Below are 16,538 nucleotides of genomic sequence, written 5' to 3'. Positions count from 1 at the left end.
ACGACGGGTTCGGGAGGAGGCCGCTGGGAAAAGGACCAGCCCCAAAGGCTGACACCTCGCCCGGCGGCCCACCTCACACTGAACGACGGTCTCAGAGCCAGTCCCGCCGCTTGAAGATCACGTACAGGCTCACGCACACCAGCCCCATCAGGCCGACGGCGAAGGGGTATCCGAAGCTCCAGTCCAGCTCCGGCATGTTCTCGAAGTTCATGCCGTAGACCGTCCCGACCAGCGTCGGAGCGAACAGGATCGCCGCCCACGCCGAGATCTTCTTGATCTCCTCGTTCTGTTCGAAGCCCGCCTCCGCCAACGCCCGCATCTCCGCGTTCTGTTGCTGGGTGACCAGGGTCGCGTTCACCGTGAGGATGTCGGTCAGGGCCTGGCGGAAGCCGTCGACGCGTTCGCTGGTGTGGGTGACGTGGTCGGCGACGTCCCGGAGGTAGCGCTGGAGCTCCTCGTCCGTGCCGTACTTGGCGAAGCCCGCCATCAGACCGTGCAGCATGCCGACCAGGGGGCGGGTGGCGCGCTGGAACTCGACCATTTCCCGGGAGAGTTCGTAGATACGGCGGGAGACCTCCGGGTCGCCCCGGAAGACCTCCGTCTCGATCTCGTCGATGTCGTTCTGGACGCCCGCGACGACCGGGGCGTAGCCGTCGACCACCGCGTCGAGGATCGCGTACAGGACCGCCTCAGGGCCCAGCTTCAGCAGCTCGGGCGTCTCCTCCATACGGCGGCGGACCGCCGACAGGTCGGGGGCCGCGCCGTGGCGGACCGTGATCACGAAGTCGGGGCCGACGAAGACATGCAGTTCGCCGAAGTCGACCTCCTCCGGCGCGTCGAGATAGCGGGCCGCGCGCAGGACGACGAAGAGGGTCTCGCCGTAACGCTCCAGCTTCGGGCGCTGATGGGCCTCCATCGCGTCCTCGACCGCCAACGGGTGCAGATCGAACTCGGCGGCCAGGGAGAGGAGTTCGGACTCCGTCGGACGGGCGAGGCCGATCCACGCCATGCCGCAGGGCTGGTCGCGCAGCTCGCGGTAGGTCTCGGCGAGGGTGGCGGGGGAGGAGACGCGCACTCCGTCCCGGTACAGGACGGCCTGGACGATGCTCGCCGGTTCCGTCTCGGGGGACGGTGGCCCGGCCGGTTGCTGCGTGGGCCCCGGGGGAGGGGCCGGGGGCGTCAGGGCGCGACGCCAGACGGACTTACGGTTGTTCTTCGACATCGTGGCTGCCTCTCGGCCGACGCCAGGTGATCGCCGAGCAGGCTATACCGGGCACCGAAATCGTCGTCGCGCTCACGCCTGTCCTCCCCGGAGGCCGGATCCGGTTGCGGTGGTGACTGGGGTGGTTGCCCGGAGCGGGCGCGTTCCACCACGCCCTGCCGTGCCCTCGCGATCCTGCCGCGGGTCGCGCGGACGGCCCTGCCGCGTACCCCGCCCACGACGCCCGCGATCACCCGCCGGGCGGGGGAGTCCTCGGCGATGTGGCCCGCCTCGCGTTCCAGGACCGCCAGCACCTTGTAGTGGGCGCCGCGAGGAAGCGCCACCTCGGGCAGCCTGATGAGCCCGTCCTTCGTGTCGAGGCGGGTGTCCGGCGACTGGAAGAACGGGCGCAGCGGGCGGTGGCTGAGCTCGGTCACCACCATGCCGACGACCTCACGGCCGGGGAACCGGACCTGGATTCCCACCGGTTCATGGTCTCGATGCGCAGCAGGACGACCGACGGGTCACGCAGCGGGTGCCGTGCGGCCGCAGCTCCCGGAACACGCTGCCGTACGGGACGTCGGCCGCACCCCCGATGGCGGTGTCCATCTGCACGCGGTAGCCAGTTGCGCAGTTGAGGACAGAGAATGTCCGCAAGCGCCGCTAGCGTGCACAGCATGACGAAGACGACGACCGCCCAGGGCCCCGTTCTCGGCACCCGCGCCCTCAACCGCGCGACTCTCGACCGGCAGTTGCTGCTGCGTCGCGCCCCGATGTCCGCGAAGGCGGCCGTGGAGCATCTGGTCGGGCTCCAGGCCCAGGAGGTCAAGCCGCCGTACTACGCGCTCGCCGCCCGCCTCGACGGGTTCACTACGCAGGAGCCGGCCGGGCTGCTGGAGCGGCGCGAGGTCGTACGGATCGTCACCATGCGCTCGACCATCCATCTGCACACCGCCGAGGACAGCCTCACCCTGCGTCCGCTGGTGCAGCCCGCACGGGACCGTGAGATCAACTACTTCCGCAAGGGCCTCGTCGGCGTCGACCTGGACCGGCTCGCCGCCCTCGCCCGTGACCTCGTCGAGGAGGAGCCGCGCACCATGAAGCAGCTGCGCGAGCCGCTGAGCGTCGAGTGGCCGGACGCCGATCCGCAGTCGCTGGCCGTCGCCGCCCGCTGCAAGCTGCCGCTGGTCCAGGTCACCCCGCGTGGTGTGTGGGGCCGTAGCGCCCAGGTCTGTCTCACCACCGTCGAGCACTGGCTGGACCGCCCTGCCGAGCCCGCCGCGTCCCCCGACGCCACCGTCCTGCGCTATCTGGCCGCCTTCGGGCCGGCCTCCGTGAAGGACATGCAGACCTGGTGCGGCCTGACCCGGATGCGCCCCGTCTTCGAACGGCTCCGCCCGCAGCTGGCCACCTTCCGCGACGAGAACGGCGTCGAACTCTTCGACCTCCCCGACGCCCCGCGTCCCGACCCCGAGACCCCGGCCCCGCCCCGCTTCCTGCCCGAGTTCGACAACCTCCTGCTCTCCCACGCCGACCGCACCCGGGTGATCCCGCCCGCGAACCGGGGCCGCACCTGGCAGGTGAACACCGTCTACTGCCCGTTCCTCGTCGACGGCTTCCTCGCGGGCGTCTGGCGCATCATCGACGACGCCCTCGTCATCGAGCCCTTCGGCGACCTCACCAGGGCGCAGCGCGCGGAGGTCCTGGAGGAGGGCGCGTACCTGCTGCGGGTCATGCACCCGGAGTCGTCGTACGACATCCGCTTCGGGAAAGTCCTGCCCTAGGCATGGATCGGGGGCGTTGCGGGCCGCTCGTGGAGGCCCGCAACGCCCCCTGGTATTGCACCTGAGGGGTACTCAGGAGTCCTTCCGGGTTACGAGTTGACCTGCGTGGTCACCAGGCTGGAGAACGTGGTCAGCCGGGTGTAGACGCCCGGGTAGCCGGCCGCCGCGCAGCCCTCGCCCCAGGAAGTGATCCCTGCCAGGACGCCCCCGACAAGCAGGGGACCGCCGCTGTCGCCCTGGCAGGTGTCGACGCCGCCGGATGTGTATCCGGCGCAGACCATGTCGGACGCGATGAAGTCCGAACCGTAGGAGCTCGCACAGCTGGAGTTGGACACGACCGGCACGGTCGCCGTGCGCAGCTGGTTGGAGGAGCTGCCGTTCGAGGAGGTGGTGCCCCAGCCGAGGATGCGGGCGGTGGTGCCGGCCGCGTACACGCCCGTCTGCGAGGAGGAGACGTAGGGCGCCGTGGTGTACGGCATCGACGTCGACAGCGTCAGCACCGCCACGTCGTCGCCGTTGGTGGCATCGGTGTAGCTCGGGTGGATCCAGATGTTGCTGACCCGGCTGACGGTGCCGTTCGTGCCGTTGCGGTAGGTGCGGCCGCCGACGACTCTGACGCTGCTGGTGGTCTGGCCGACCATGCAGTGGGCCGCGGTGACGACCTTGGTGGCCGAGACGAGGGTGCCGCCGCAGAACTGGTTCTGCGAGGAGTCCGTGATCTGCATCATGAACGGGTACGACGTCGTCGTGGTCGTCGAACCGCCCACGATGGGCTGGGGAGCGGCGACGGCGGTGGGGGAGACGCCGATCAGCGCGGTGGCCGCCGCTACGGCGGTGGCCGCGAGCGTGATGGCGGCCTTCTTGGCACGGGTGAGCCCGAACATGAGTCTCCTCATTGGGTTGCCGGTGGGGGGTCGCGCGGGTGTGGGGGTGAAGCACGGGGGTCTCGGGACAGACCCCCGTGTGCCCGGCGAGCGGCACGCCCCTACGCTAGAACCCGGAGATCCCCTTCCCAATGAGGGAACCCCCTAAGGGAGTTGGGCAGGGAAAACCCTCGGTCGGCGCCGCCAAACCCCCGCTGCAGGTGAATCGCGGGGGATCTCAGTTGCCGGAACGGCCCGCCGCCAGTCTGACGATGTCGACGCGCGATCGGATCCCGAGCTTGCGGTAGACCCGGGTCAGGGTCGCCTCGACCGTCTTGACGCTGATGAACAGCCGGGCCGCTATCTCCCGGTTCGTCGCGCCCTCCATCACCAGCGCCGCGACCTGACGCTCCATCGAGGCGAGCGAGTCCAGCGCGTCGAGGGCGGTGGTCGGCGCGGGAGCCGGTTCGGGCACGGGCGCCGCCGCGGCCGCCTCCACCTGCCGCAGCCACGGCAGCGCCCGGCACCGCCGGAACAGCCGGGCGGCCTCGTCGTACGAGGTCGGCCCGGGCCGGTGGGTGCGCAGTGCCGCCACGGCGAAGGCGGCCCTCGCCTCCTCCAGGCCGTAGCCGAGCTTGGCCAGCCGGTCCTGTACGGACGTCAACTGGGCGGCGGCGGGCTCTCTTTCGCCGCGGGCCGCGCGTACCAGGGCCTCGGCGCGGTCCAGTACGGCGAGCACGCTCTCCCGGCCCAGGCGCAGCGCGCGGGCGCGGGTCGTGTCGATGACGTCCTGCGCCTCCTCGGTCTCGCCGATGCGCACCAGCGCCTCGGCGAGATCGCCGTGCCAGCGTCCGCGCGCGGGGTCGGTGATGTTCAGGCCCTGCTCCAGCTCGCGCACCCGGCGCAGCGAGGCGACCGCCGCGGGCGCGTCCCCCGCCACCAGCTGGGCATGGCCGAGGGCGGCCAAAGCGCGCGAGACATACATCTGGTCGCCGTCCTGCTCGGCGTGGTCGAGCGCCTCCCGGGCCAGCGCAAGCGCCCGGTCCACCTCGCCGCCCGCTGCCTCCGCGAGCGAGGTGAGCACGGCCGAGGCGACCTCGCCGATGCCGGTGTCCCGGGCCAGCCGCAGGCTCTCCCGGGCGAGGTCGAGGGCGCGGGCGCAGTGCCCGGTGCGCAGCTCGGTCTCGGCGAGACCGCGCAGGAAGTGCACCTCGCTCTCGACCGAGCCGCGCCGCCGCACCTCGCGCAGCAGCGCGGTGACGGTGGCCCGCGCCTCGGGCAGCTGGTCGCTCATCACCAGCCAGCGGAACCGGGCGTACCCGGCGCCGTTGTGATGGCAGGCCACCCGCGGGTCCTGAGGTTCCCTCAGCGCGCGTTTGATGGTCGCGGGGGCGTCCGGGTGGCCCATCAGGGTCTCGATCTGCGCCTGGAAGGCGAGCGACATCAGCTCGGTGTACCGGTCGCCGCCCCGCGCGGCCAGCTCCGCGGAGTACGCGGCCTCCTCCCGGGCCGGGTCGAAGTCGCCGTCCACCAGCAGTGCCCGCCAGGCCAGCTGGTAGTGGATCAGGGCGAGCAGCCTCGGGGCGTCGCCCGCGTCGGCCAGTGCCTGCGGGAAGACGGCGTCGACCTCGGTCATGGCGTGGCCCGCGGTCTCGATCACCACGATCCAGGCCCGCACCCGCTCCGCGGGCACCGTCGACCGGGAGAGCACCTCGCGCGCGATGTCCCGGGCAAGGTCCAGCTCACCGGCGGTGATCGCGTCCTCGGCGGCCTGCAGGAGCAGGTCCTGGGCCCTGAGGGGTGTCCGCTCGGCCGGGGCGGAGTCATGGGCCAAGACCCCCGCTTGGGCCGAGGCTGCGCCGGGGTTGTGGGCGTCGGTCTGGGGTTCTCCCGAGGCCGCTCCCGTGTTGTGGGCGTCGGTCTGGGGTTCTCCCGAGGCCGCGCCGGGGTTGTGGGCCTGGGCCTGGAGTTCCCCCGAAGGCGCGCCGGTGTCGTAGGCCATGGCGCCCGGTTCGCCCCAGGGCGCCCCGGTCCCGTGGGCGTCGGTCTGGGGTTCTCCCGAGGCCGCTCCCGTGTTGGGGGCGTCGCTCTGGGGTTCTCCCGAGGCTGCGCCGGGGTTGTGGGCCTGGGCCTGGGGTTCCCCCGAAGGCGCGCCGGTGTCGTAGGCCATGGCGCCCGGTTCGCCCCAGGGCGCCCCGGTCCCGTGGGCCCGGGATCGCGGCTCACCCGAGGCCGCGCCCCCGGCGGTGCCGTCGCCGGATTGCCGTACCCGCGTCGTCATGCCCTCCGCGGGAGTGTGCCGGGCGGCGAGCCTGCCGAGCGAGGCGGCCACCGAGGGCGCCCCGCGGTCCCGGGCGAGCGCCGCGGCCTCTGCCAGCGAGGCGGCCACTTCCGGATCGGTGCCGGTGGTCGCCAGCGCCAGATGCCGGGCTCGCTCGATGGGGTCCGAGGCCGCCGTGGACAGGGCGGCATGCGCGGCCCGCCGCTCCTGCGCGGGCGCCTCCGCGTACAGCGCCGCCGAGATCAGTGGATGCGCGAAACGTACGGCGGGGCCCTCCGACTCCGTCGCGAGCAGTCCGAGTTCGGCCGCCCGGGCGGTCTCCGCCTCGGCGTCGGTGCGCCCGGCCGCATGCAGGGTGGCCAGGGTGGGGCGGGCGCCGGCGCTGGCCACGAGGAGGGTGTGGCGGGCGTCGGGCGAGAGCATCTCCAGCCGGTTGAGCACCAGGGCGCGCAGCGAGGTCGGCACGGGCAGCGGCTCGCCGGGCCGGGGCGGGGTGGGGTTCTCGGCGAGCGCGCGGCCCAGCTCCAGGGCGAACAGGGGGTTGCCGCCGCTGGTGCGGTGGATGTCGCGCACCGTGGAGCGCGGCAGCCCGGTGTAGCCGCGGTGGTCGAGCAGGGCGGCGACCTGGGTGCGGGAGAGCGGGCCGAGCCTGAGGGCGAGGGTGTCCGGCGGGGACGCGCGCAGATGACGGTCGTACTCCTCGTCCTGGGTCCGGGCGGCGCACAGCATCCTGACGGGGGTGTCGCCGAGGCGGCGGGCGGCGAAGCCGAGGAGTTCGGCGCTGGCCGGGTCCAGCCACTGGAGGTCGTCGGCGACGATCAGGACGGGGCCCGTGGCGGCGAGCGCACGCAGGGTGGACAGGACGGCCAGGCGCAGCGCGAGCCCGTCGCGCTGGAGGGTGGATTCACCGCGGCCGGTGAGCGCCGACTCCAGGGCGGTGCGCTGGGCGGCGGGCAGCTTGTCGCAGACCTCGTCGAGGACGAGGCCGAGGAGGTCGGCGAGGGCGAGGAAGGGGAGATGGGATTCGGACTCGGTCGCCGAGCAGCGCAACACGGTCCGTGCCGCTTCGCCGTATTCCGCGGCCAATGCCCGCAGGACGGTCGACTTTCCTATTCCGGCGGGCCCGTGGAGCAGGACGCTGCCGCCCCGGGCGAGCTGCTCACGCGCGGCCGTGAACGGCTCGTCCCGGCCGATGACCAGGTCGGGGCGGGATCTGGCAGGCTCCGTGAAGTCGCGTGGCACGGTCACCGCTCCCCTCCGTGTGTCGTGTCCTGGCCAATATTAGGCAAGGTGTCTTTGAATTTCGGAGTTCCTGCCGGGTGAGGGAAATAACAGCGCGGGGGCATAGGGAAATTCAGGGCGCGGATGAATGAATGGAGGAGCGCACGTCACGTAGCAACGCCGGGCAGGGCAGCGAACCCAGGGGCGCGGGGCTGTGCTCGATATGCGGCTCCGCCGCGCGGGCGCGACCAGCCACGACGAGCCCGCACCCGCAACCGAACAGACCGCGGCCCCCCGTAGGCGCCCTAGAAGTGTGCTGAAGATCTTGCTTGGGCCGCCCCAATCGCCCAGGTTCGCCCGCAAAAGTCGATCGGGGCAATCCGGTGCAAGTCGGGCGGGTTTTCAAGATTCTCAGTGGTCTCCTAGGGCAGTAACCCCGCCCGCCGCGCAGCGGCCACAGCCTCCCCCCGCGTATGCGCCCCCAGCTTCCGCATGGCCGAACGCAGATACCCCTTCACCGTCTCGGCCCGCAGCCCGAGCCGCTGGCCGGTGACGGCATTGGTCGCACCCCCAGCCACACAGGCCAGCACGTCCAGCTCCCGGGGCGCCAGACGAACCCCCTCCATCGGCCCCTCGGACGTCAGCAGCCCACACACCTCCAGCAACTCCGCACGCAACCCCGGATCCGAGATCCGCGGCACCAGTGCCCGCAGCGCCGTGTGCGCCTCGCGCACCTGCTCCCACGCGGCCCCGTCACCGCGCCGCTCCGGCTCCGGCCGCGCCGCCTCCAGCAGCTCGCGCGCCGACTCCTGCACGACCAGCGCCTGCTCCACGTCCCGGGCGGCGTTCACGGCCGCGGTCAGCGTGCGGTCGCCGAGCGGCTGAGGCGTGCGCAGGGCGCCGTACAGGACACCGCGCACCCGGCGCCGTACGACGACCGGGACCGCGAGGACCGAGCGCAGGCCCTCGGCGGCGACGGCGGTGTCGTACTCGTGGCTGATCTGCCGCGAGGCGGAGTAGTCCGTCACCGCGCACGGGCGGGCCAGGGCGACCGCGCGGCCGCCGAGTCCGGTGCCGGAGGTCACGGCGAGCCGGCTCAGCGCGCGCGTGGCGGTGCCGTTGAGTTCGCTGATGAGCATCTGAGGGCGGGTGGACTCCACCAGGCCGCCGAACGCGACCGGGAGCCCGGTCGAGCGCCGCAGCCGGACCAGCGCACCGCTGATCTCCGCCGCTCCGGTGACATCCGCTGCCAACTGCCCGCCCTTCCTCTGCGGCGTACACCCCCGTTCGGGGGTAGTGAGACTTCCATCACGGATTACACGATGGCAGGGAGCCGCCCGGCAATGGTCCGGTGACGAGGAGGACAGATGACGACAGAGCTCTTCCGCAGGGCACGGGACTTCCTGCTGGAGCACCGCGAGGACTACGCCACCGCCTACGAAGGGTTCGAGTGGCCCCGGCCGGAGCGGTTCAACTGGGCCCTCGACTGGTTCGACGTCATCGCGGCCGGAAACGACCGAACCGCCCTGCACATCGTCGAGGAGGACGGCACCGAGGCGCGGCTGTCGTTCGCCGAGATGTCCGCCCGCTCGAACCGGGTCGCGAACTGGCTGCGCGCGCGGGGCGTCGGGGCCGGGGACCGGGTCCTGGTCATGCTCGGCAACCAGACCGAGCTGTGGGAGACCGCGCTGGCGGCCATGAAGCTGCGCGCGGTCGTCATCCCGGCCACCCCGCTGCTCGGCCCCGCCGACCTGCGCGACCGGGTGGAGCGCGGGCACGTCCGGCATGTGATCGTGCGGTCCGAGGACACCGGCAAGTTCGACGAGGTGCCCGGTGACTACACCCGCCTCGTCGTCGGCGGCGCGCGCGAGGGCTGGCAGACGTACGAGGACGCCTACGCGGCCGCCGCAGACTTCACCCCGGACGGACCGACCCGCGCCGACGACCCGCTGATGCTCTACTTCACCTCCGGGACCACCGCCCGGCCCAAGCTCGTCGAGCACACCCACGTCTCGTACCCGGTCGGCCACCTCGCCACCATGTACTGGATCGGCCTCAGGCCCGGCGACGTGCACCTCAACATCTCCTCGCCGGGCTGGGCCAAGCACGCCTGGTCCAACCTGTTCGCGCCGTGGAACGCCGAGGCGACCGTCTTCCTGCACAACTACACGCGCTTCGACGCGGCCCGTCTGATGGCGGAGATGGACCGGGCGGGCGTCACGACCTTCTGCGCCCCGCCGACGGTGTGGCGGATGCTCATCCAGGCCGACCTGGCCGCCCTGCGCACGCCCCCGCGCGAGGCCGTGGCGGCGGGGGAGCCGCTGAACCCCGAGGTCATCGAGCAGGTCCGACGGGCCTGGGGTGTCACCATCCGGGACGGCTTCGGCCAGACCGAGACCGCCGTCCAGGTCTCCAACAGCCCGGGCCAGCCCCTGAAGACGGGCTCCATGGGCCGACCCAGCCCCGGCTACCGCGTCGAACTGCTGGACCCGGTCTCCGGCGCGCCCGGCGCGGACGAGGGCGAGATCGCGCTCGACCTGTCGGCCCGCCCCGTCGGCCTGATGACCGGCTACCACGGCGACGCCGACCGTACGGCGGAGGCGATGGCGGGCGGCTACTACCGCACCGGGGATGTCGCATCCAGGGATGAAGACGGATATCTGACGTATATCGGACGCAGTGACGATGTCTTCAAGGCCTCCGACTACAAGATCAGTCCCTTCGAGCTGGAGAGCGCCCTGCTGGAGCACGAGGCGGTCGCCGAGGCCGCTGTCGTGCCCGCCCCCGACGAGCTGCGCCTCGCCGTCCCCAAGGCCTATGTCGTCCTCGCCGACGGCTGGGAGCCGGGCCCCGACACCGCGAAGGTCCTCTTCGAGCACTCCCGCGAGGTCCTCGCCCCCTACAAGCGCGTGCGCCGGCTGGAGTTCGCGCCGCTGCCCAAGACCGTCTCCGGCAAGATCCGCCGGATCGAACTGCGCGAGGCCACGGCGGCCGGCTCGGACAACGAGTACCGCGAGGAGGACTTCCGGTGACCGCACTGTCGTACACGCACGGAACCGGCGCGACCGCCCTCCTCGGCGCCACGATCGGGGACGACCTGGCGCGCACGGCCGCCACTTGGCCCGAGCGGGAGGCGCTCGTCGACGTCCCGTCGGGGCGGCGCTGGACGTACGCACAACTCATGGCGGACGTCGACGAGTTGGCGTACGCGCTGCTCGCGAGCGGGGTCGTCAAGGGCGACCGGGTCGGGATCTGGGCCATCAACTGCCCCGAGTGGGTGCTCGTCCAGTACGCCACCGCCCGCATCGGCGCGATCATGGTGAACATCAACCCGGCCTACCGCGTGCACGAGGTCGAGTACGTGCTCAACCAGGCCGGGATCTCCCTGCTCTTCGCCTCGCTCGGGCACAAGAGCAGCGACTACCGGGCGATGGTGGACGAGGTGCGGGGCACCTGCCCCGGGCTGCGCGAGGCGGTGTACTTCGGTGACCCGAGCTGGGACGCGCTGCTCGCCCGCGCCACCCCGCGCGACCTCCCGGAGGACCTGTCCTGCGACGACCCGGTCAACATCCAGTACACCTCGGGCACCACCGGCTTCCCCAAGGGCGCCACGCTCTCCCACCACAACATCCTCAACAACGGATACTTCGTCGGGGAGTTGATCGCGTACACCGAACAGGACCGGGTGTGTCTGCCGGTGCCCTTCTACCACTGCTTCGGCTTTTACAGCTTGACGGTACACGCCTCAGGCCAAGCGCCGCATGGGATTCCCCATCCACAGTACGCTGGTTGGGAGGTGATTCGATGTCGTCGCTCGGAGAGAACGTCAAGAACTACCGGCGCCTGAAGGGCTGGTCGCAGGAGCAGCTTGCCGAGGCTTCCGGATCCTCAGTCGGCATGGTCCGTATCGTCGAGCAGGGCGGGAACGCCTCGGTCGAGATGCTGAACTCGTGGGCTCGTGCCCTGGGCACCACGACATCAAGCCTGTTCGCCACCGAGGTGCCGTCACCCATTGAGGTGGACTCCAGCGAGGGCCCTCGCCTGATGGAGTTGCGCCGGGCGCTCATGCCGCCTGTCGGCCTGTCCGAGACGATCATGGAGCCGGACCGGCCCATGGCCCTGTCTGCGATCCAGCGGGACATCGACGATCAGCACGCCCTTTACCGCACGGACCGCTACGACAGCGTCGCGAAGAAGCTGCCCGGCATCCTGCGCGCTGCCGAGACAGCGGTGGCAACCAGCGATGGCGGGGAGGATGAGCAGCGCGCCAAAATCGTGCGCGGCAGGGCGCTCCTGCTGGCCGGTAAGTACCTGACCCAGGTCAGGCGCTACGACATGGCGTACCACGCTCTCTCTCGCGGCATTCAGGACGCGCGGGAGGTTGGTCTGGTGCAGCTCGCCACGAATGGCGTTGTGGGGATGGGCTGGCTGCTCCTGCGGCAGGACCGCTTCGACGAGGCCGAGCAACTGGCCGTCCGTACCGCCGATGACGTCGAGCCGCGCATGTCCAAGGCCACGCCCGCCCAGCTCGCGGTCTGGGGCGAGCTGCTTCAGCGTGTGGCGTCCGCTTCGATCCGGAACAACCGCCAGGACATCGCCAGGGAGGCCCGGCGCATGGCGACGACGGCCGCGAGTGCGCTGGGGCGGGAGCACATGGACTTCCGGGAGCACTGGGGTACGTTCGGGCCTGTGACGGCCGAGACCAAGGTGATCGAGGATCTGTCGCTCATGGGTGACGCGCGGGGGGTGCTCAGCCGGGCCGACGATGGCCCCGTGGGCAACAAGGCGCTGAAGAAGCTCGGCCGGCCGAGCCCGAACAACTGGGACCGGCACCGCTTGGACGTGGCGCGGGCTCATGTCCTGCTCGGGTCACACCAGGACGCGATGGACGAGCTGACGGGCATCAAGGCGACGTCCCCCGAGTGGCTGAAGCATCAGACGATGGCTCGGCGGGTGATGCGGGACATCCTGGGCAACCGGAAACGCACGTTGACTCAGGACATGCGCGAGATGGCGTCCCACCTGGGCATCGCGGGGTAACTACCAAGCAGACTGGTAGTTCTTGACGGGGTGTCGGGAAAGTACCAACGCCTTTGCCTGGCCCGCATTGGTAGCGGCTCGTAGTTTCGTGGTCATGGACGGTCACGACGAGCAGAGACAGCCGGGCATCGGTGACCTGGCCAAGGACACGACCAAGGACAAGGTTGGCGTCCTGACGGACATGGCCGCGGGTCGCTTCGTGATGAGACCGCTTACTCACGGGCAGGAGTGGGAAGTCGATCCCGCCGACGTGGTTGCGGTCACGGCGCTGGAGGAGATGCGGGCGCGCAACAGTGCCCGCAACAGGATGACGAGGTTGGGGCTGTGAGCGGGCCGCACACCGTCATCACCCACAAGCAGTGGCACCTTGTCCCCGACAGGAAGCCGGACGCACCGCCCCTGACACACGCGATGAAGTGCCTTGTGTGTGGCGAGCAGTCCGCTCCTGATCGGTCATGGGAGCCGCCGCAGTCGTGGGCGCTGGGCCACTCGGGACGGAACCCGAGCCACAACAGCTACGAGGAGATCATCACCAGGCCCTGGCGTACCTGGATGCAGCCCTGATGTGGCGATTACTCGGCCGGTACGCCGGCCCCCTTCTGGCCTTCATGATCGCGGCTTCGGTCGGGCTCGTCTTCGCCGCTGCGTACGTGTTGGCCAATCCATGAGACTGGCTCCGTCCGAGCGCTACCCCCGTGGTGCTTGGGCGGGGCCGCCCAACCCCCGCCTCGATTGCCTGACGGTCGGCGGTCGAGGGGGGTCAGCAAGTGCAGAGCACCACCCCTTCAATTGAGGAGATGCGTCATGCGTGACGAGCGACCCTGGATCGTTGCAGGCGGCGAGGACGACAGCGACTCGGGCAACAAGCACGGTGGTGGTGGCCAGGGCGAGGGTGACGACTCGGGCCACAGCGACTCGAACGGGGTCTTCGGCGGGTGACCGAGCACGACGTGAGGGAGGCTGGCCTTGATGGGCTGGCCTCCCGGCTCACGGAAAAGGGCACGCTGACCTCGGACTGGCTGCCGATGTTCAAGGCGGTGCCGCGGGAGCTGTTCGTCCCGGACCTCATGTGGCCCGGCCAGACCAAGGGCACAGGGCAGGGCGAGGCAATCGACCGCAACGAGGATCCGGAAGCATGGTTCACAGCGGTCTACTCGGACGTGTCGCTGACCACCCAGTGGGACGACGGGAAGCACTCAGGCACCGGCAAGGGGAAGTCGCCGACGTGCTCGAACTCCCAGCCGTCCATGGTGTTCTCGATGCTCACCGCGCTCGATGTCCGGCAGAGCAGTCGAGTCCTGGAGATCGGCACGGGCACCGGCTGGAACGCTGCGCTCCTGTCTGAGCGGGTCGGGCCGGGCAACGTCGTCACCGTCGAGGTCGACGAGGACAACGCCACGTCAGCGCGCGAGCGGATGAAGGCCCTTGGGTACCAGCCGACGATGATCGTCGGAGACGGGGCCGAGGGGTACAACAAGGGTGCGCCGTATGATCGGGTCTTGGTCACGGCCTCCCTGACCGAGGTTCCGCACCGAGTGATCGGCCAGGTCCGCACGGGCGGGATCATCGTCGCCCCGTACGCCACCACATACGGCGGCGAAGGCGTGGTGCGGCTGGTCGTGCAGCGCGACGGCTCTGCGGTGGGTTCGTTCATTGGCTCTTCTGCGTTCATGCGGCTGCGCCAGCAACGCCAGTTCCGCAAGCACACGCGGGAGTACCTGGGCGGCAAGGAGTGGCCGGCCGATGGTGTCCAGTCGATGACACCCATCTCTCCTGAGGAGTTGGGGGATTGGCTGCCGATGTTTGCCATCGGTCTCCAGACCCAGGGGATCTTCCCGTGGGCTGAGACTTATGACGATGGCTCGTACACGCTGTGGTTGCGGGACACTGCGGTCACGTCGTGGGCCACGGTCGACTACGAGCCCGGCCGGAAGGAGTTCGAGGTCTACCAGTCCGGTCCTCGCGACCTGTGGGACGAGGTGGCCGTCGCGTACGAGTACTGGGACACCCAGGGCAGGCCGGGGTGGGAGAGGTTCGGCCTGACGGTCGACGGGGAGACCGGAGAGCACACTCCCTGGCTGGACTCTCCGAGCGCACCCTTGCGCCCCGTGGTTTGATCGGCCCGGGACCCGTTCGCCCTGCCGCTGCTCCAAGTACGCAAGCCCTCTGGTCAGTTGACCAGGGGGCTTGCTGTTTGTGATCAAGGAAGAGCTGTGCGTATCCTGATGGCCGACAAGGAAGCCCCCGCCAGTGCGGGGGCTCTGACCCCCGACGAGGTCCATCGGGGGTCTGTGAATCTGTGAAGCGGTACCTCAGGCTCGGACAGTGACGAGACCGCCAGGCTCCGCTGTCCGGGTCGTAGCCCAGGGCCTCGACCTCGGCGACCAGCTTCTCCTTGGTCGGGTACGCGACGACCATCGTGTTGCCGCTCTGGTCGTACGCGCACTTCTCCACCAGGTGGCCGGCGTTCACCGCCTCCTGCACGGTCGCGGCCTGGGCCGGGTCGGTCATCGAGAACCGGACACGGCGCAGGAAGTACCGGGCGTAGATGGGGTGAATGCCCTCGCTGACTCCGGGGAGCTTCGCGATCGAGCCGGTCGGGGCCACGGTGGTGACCTTCACAGGCTCGGGGACGCGGAGCTGGAAGGCGTACGCGCGGGCCTCGTCGCGGACCGAGTCGGACAGGTTCCGCAGCAGGGCGCGGAACGGCTCGTTGTACGGGGCGTTGGAGTAGCGGATGCCGATCTTGGCGAGGTATCCCTGCACTCCGAGGTGACCGACGCCGATGCGCCGCTCGCTGTGCATCACCTCGCGCTGCTGGTCGTCGGTCATGTCGCCGTAGGTGGCCCGTATCAGGAACCGCGTCATCAGCTCATGCGCCCGGTACATGCCCTTGAAGTCGGGCAGGCCGCCCTTCTCCTTCGGGGCGAAGTGGTCGAGGTTGACGTGGCCGAGCATGCAGGCGCCGGTCTGGGGGAGTGTGATTTCTCCGCACGAGTTGGTCGCGATGACCGGGTTGACCTCGCCCTCGTTGGACAGCGAGCTGTTCCACAGGCCCGGCTCGCCGTTGTGCAGTATCCCTTCTACGACGCGGCCGAGGACGTGCTGCGCCTCCAGGAAGAGGGCGGTGTCCGGGCTGCCGAGCGCGTTGATGAAGGAGTTGTCGATCTCGACGGAGATGTTCGTCGTCCACTGCTTCGGCATGGTGATGGGGAACCTGGCCGCCACGTCCCACGGCGCCTGCATCGTCATCCCGGCCCCCTCCTTCGACCCGAAGGCCACACTGGAGGCCGTCCAGCAGGAGCGCTGCACCTCCCTGTACGGCGTACCGACCATGTTCATCGCGGAGTTGAACCATCCCGACTTCGCGGCGTACGACCTCTCCTCCCTGCGCACCGGCATCATGGCGGGCTCGCCCTGTCCGGTGGAGGTGATGAAGCGGGTGGTCGGCGAGATGCACATGGCCGAGGTGTCGATCTGCTACGGCATGACGGAGACCTCGCCCGTCTCCACGCAGACCCGGCGCGACGACGACCTCGAACACCGCACCGGCACGGTCGGCCGCGTCCTGCCGCACATCGAGGTGAAGATCGTCGACCCGGCGACCGGAGTGACCCAACCCCGAGGCTCGGCGGGCGAGTTGTGCACCCGCGGCTACAGCGTGATGCTCGGCTACTGGAACGAGCCGGAGAAGACCGCCGAGGCCGTCGACCCCGCCCGCTGGATGCACACCGGCGACCTCGCGATGATGCGCGAGGACGGGTACGTCGAGATCGTCGGCCGTATCAAGGACATGATCATCCGGGGCGGCGAGAACATCTACCCGCGCGAGATCGAGGAGTTCCTCTACGCCCACCCGAAGATCGCCGACGTCCAGGTCATCGGCGTCCCGCACGAGCGCTACGGCGAGGAGGTCCTGGCCTGCGTCATCCCGCGCGACCCGGCCGACCCGCCGACGCTGGAGGACGTACGGGCCTTCTGCGAAGGGCAGTTGGCGCACTACAAGATCCCGGCCGTGGTGCGGGTCCTCGACTCCTTCCCGATGACGGTGTCCGGAAAGGTACGCAAGATCGAGTTGAGGGAGCGCTACTCGGCCTGACCGCCGCCGAAACATTCGATCACAGCGGGCCGCGGCCCGTAAGATCGGG

At 70.4% G+C, this 16,538-nt stretch carries 12 protein-coding genes and 3 pseudogenes; 9 read left to right on the top strand and 6 right to left on the bottom strand.

Annotation, left to right across the window (positions count from 1 at the left end; translation table 11 throughout):
* Positions 1 to 91: 91 nt before the first annotated feature.
* Positions 92 to 1,222, bottom strand: a complete 1,131-nt coding sequence (locus RMT89_RS20765) for a magnesium and cobalt transport protein CorA (protein WP_315885237.1) — start codon at positions 1,220 to 1,222, stop codon at positions 92 to 94.
* On the bottom strand, positions 1,180 to 1,686 hold the full coding sequence (locus RMT89_RS20760; protein WP_315885236.1) for a hypothetical protein: 507 nt from the start codon (positions 1,684 to 1,686) through the stop codon (positions 1,180 to 1,182). The genes RMT89_RS20765 and RMT89_RS20760 overlap by 43 nt, the downstream gene beginning before the upstream one ends.
* Before the next feature lie 192 nt (positions 1,687 to 1,878).
* Between RMT89_RS20760 and RMT89_RS20755 the strand changes: the two genes are divergently transcribed.
* On the top strand, positions 1,879 to 2,985 hold the full coding sequence (locus RMT89_RS20755; RefSeq protein WP_315885235.1) for a winged helix DNA-binding domain-containing protein: 1,107 nt from the start codon (positions 1,879 to 1,881) through the stop codon (positions 2,983 to 2,985).
* Positions 2,986 to 3,074: 89 nt separating this feature from the next.
* Here the strand turns inward: RMT89_RS20755 and RMT89_RS20750 are convergent, their stop codons facing one another.
* The 3 genes from RMT89_RS20750 to RMT89_RS20740 all read right to left on the bottom strand — a co-directional run bounded on the left by RMT89_RS20750 (position 3,075) and on the right by RMT89_RS20740 (position 8,603).
* Positions 3,075 to 3,869: a serine protease gene (locus RMT89_RS20750; protein WP_315885234.1), complete on the bottom strand. Its 795-nt coding sequence runs from the start codon at positions 3,867 to 3,869 to the stop codon at positions 3,075 to 3,077.
* A gap of 217 nt (positions 3,870 to 4,086) precedes the next feature.
* Complete coding sequence (locus RMT89_RS20745; protein WP_315885233.1) at positions 4,087 to 7,377, bottom strand: AAA family ATPase; 3,291 nt, start codon at positions 7,375 to 7,377, stop codon at positions 4,087 to 4,089.
* A gap of 395 nt (positions 7,378 to 7,772) precedes the next feature.
* Entirely contained in the window at positions 7,773 to 8,603 is an 831-nt protein-coding gene (locus RMT89_RS20740; RefSeq protein ID WP_315885232.1) for a helix-turn-helix transcriptional regulator, read from the bottom strand.
* 114 nt (positions 8,604 to 8,717) lie between these two features.
* Between RMT89_RS20740 and RMT89_RS20735 the strand changes: the two genes are divergently transcribed.
* From RMT89_RS20735 to RMT89_RS20705, 7 genes and pseudogenes are all read left to right on the top strand, one after another.
* Positions 8,718 to 10,382: an AMP-binding protein gene (locus RMT89_RS20735; RefSeq protein WP_315885231.1), complete on the top strand. Its 1,665-nt coding sequence runs from the start codon at positions 8,718 to 8,720 to the stop codon at positions 10,380 to 10,382.
* A pseudogene (locus tag RMT89_RS20730) lies at positions 10,379 to 11,075 on the top strand (AMP-binding protein); the annotation flags it as partial. The gene RMT89_RS20735 and the pseudogene RMT89_RS20730, both read left to right, overlap by 4 nt.
* A gap of 79 nt (positions 11,076 to 11,154) precedes the next feature.
* Positions 11,155 to 12,390 (top strand): helix-turn-helix transcriptional regulator, encoded by a 1,236-nt coding sequence (locus tag RMT89_RS20725; protein ID WP_315885229.1) that lies wholly within the window; start codon positions 11,155 to 11,157, stop codon positions 12,388 to 12,390.
* Positions 12,391 to 12,484: 94 nt separating this feature from the next.
* The gene (locus RMT89_RS20720) at positions 12,485 to 12,718 is read left to right on the top strand and encodes a hypothetical protein (protein WP_315885228.1); all 234 of its coding nucleotides are present in this window, start codon (positions 12,485 to 12,487) and stop codon (positions 12,716 to 12,718) included.
* Entirely contained in the window at positions 12,715 to 12,954 is a 240-nt protein-coding gene (locus tag RMT89_RS20715) for a hypothetical protein (RefSeq protein ID WP_315885227.1), read from the top strand. The genes RMT89_RS20720 and RMT89_RS20715 overlap by 4 nt, the downstream gene beginning before the upstream one ends.
* A gap of 240 nt (positions 12,955 to 13,194) precedes the next feature.
* Positions 13,195 to 13,329 carry a hypothetical protein gene (locus RMT89_RS20710; RefSeq protein ID WP_315885226.1) on the top strand — a complete coding sequence of 45 codons (135 nt, stop codon included), beginning with the start codon at positions 13,195 to 13,197 and terminating at the stop codon, positions 13,327 to 13,329.
* Between the two features lie 11 nt (positions 13,330 to 13,340).
* Positions 13,341 to 14,507, top strand: coding sequence for a methyltransferase domain-containing protein (locus RMT89_RS20705; RefSeq protein WP_315885225.1), 1,167 nt, complete (start codon positions 13,341 to 13,343; stop codon positions 14,505 to 14,507).
* 616 nt (positions 14,508 to 15,123) lie between these two features.
* Here the strand turns inward: RMT89_RS20705 and RMT89_RS20700 are convergent.
* Positions 15,124 to 15,594 (bottom strand): annotated as a pseudogene (locus RMT89_RS20700) (ribonucleoside-triphosphate reductase, adenosylcobalamin-dependent); the annotation flags it as partial.
* Between RMT89_RS20700 and RMT89_RS20695 the strand changes: the two are divergent.
* Positions 15,581 to 16,489 (top strand): annotated as a pseudogene (locus RMT89_RS20695) (AMP-binding protein); the annotation flags it as partial. The pseudogenes RMT89_RS20700 and RMT89_RS20695 overlap by 14 nt on opposite strands.
* Between the last annotated feature and the right edge of the window lie 49 nt (positions 16,490 to 16,538).

The sequence above is a fragment of the Streptomyces sp. P17 genome, assembly GCF_032436805.1.
In the GTDB taxonomy this organism is placed as follows: Bacteria; Actinomycetota; Actinomycetes; order Streptomycetales; family Streptomycetaceae; genus Streptomyces.
The sequence above is the reverse complement of the archived record's forward strand: the minus strand, read 5'-3'. Positions and strand labels throughout refer to the sequence as shown.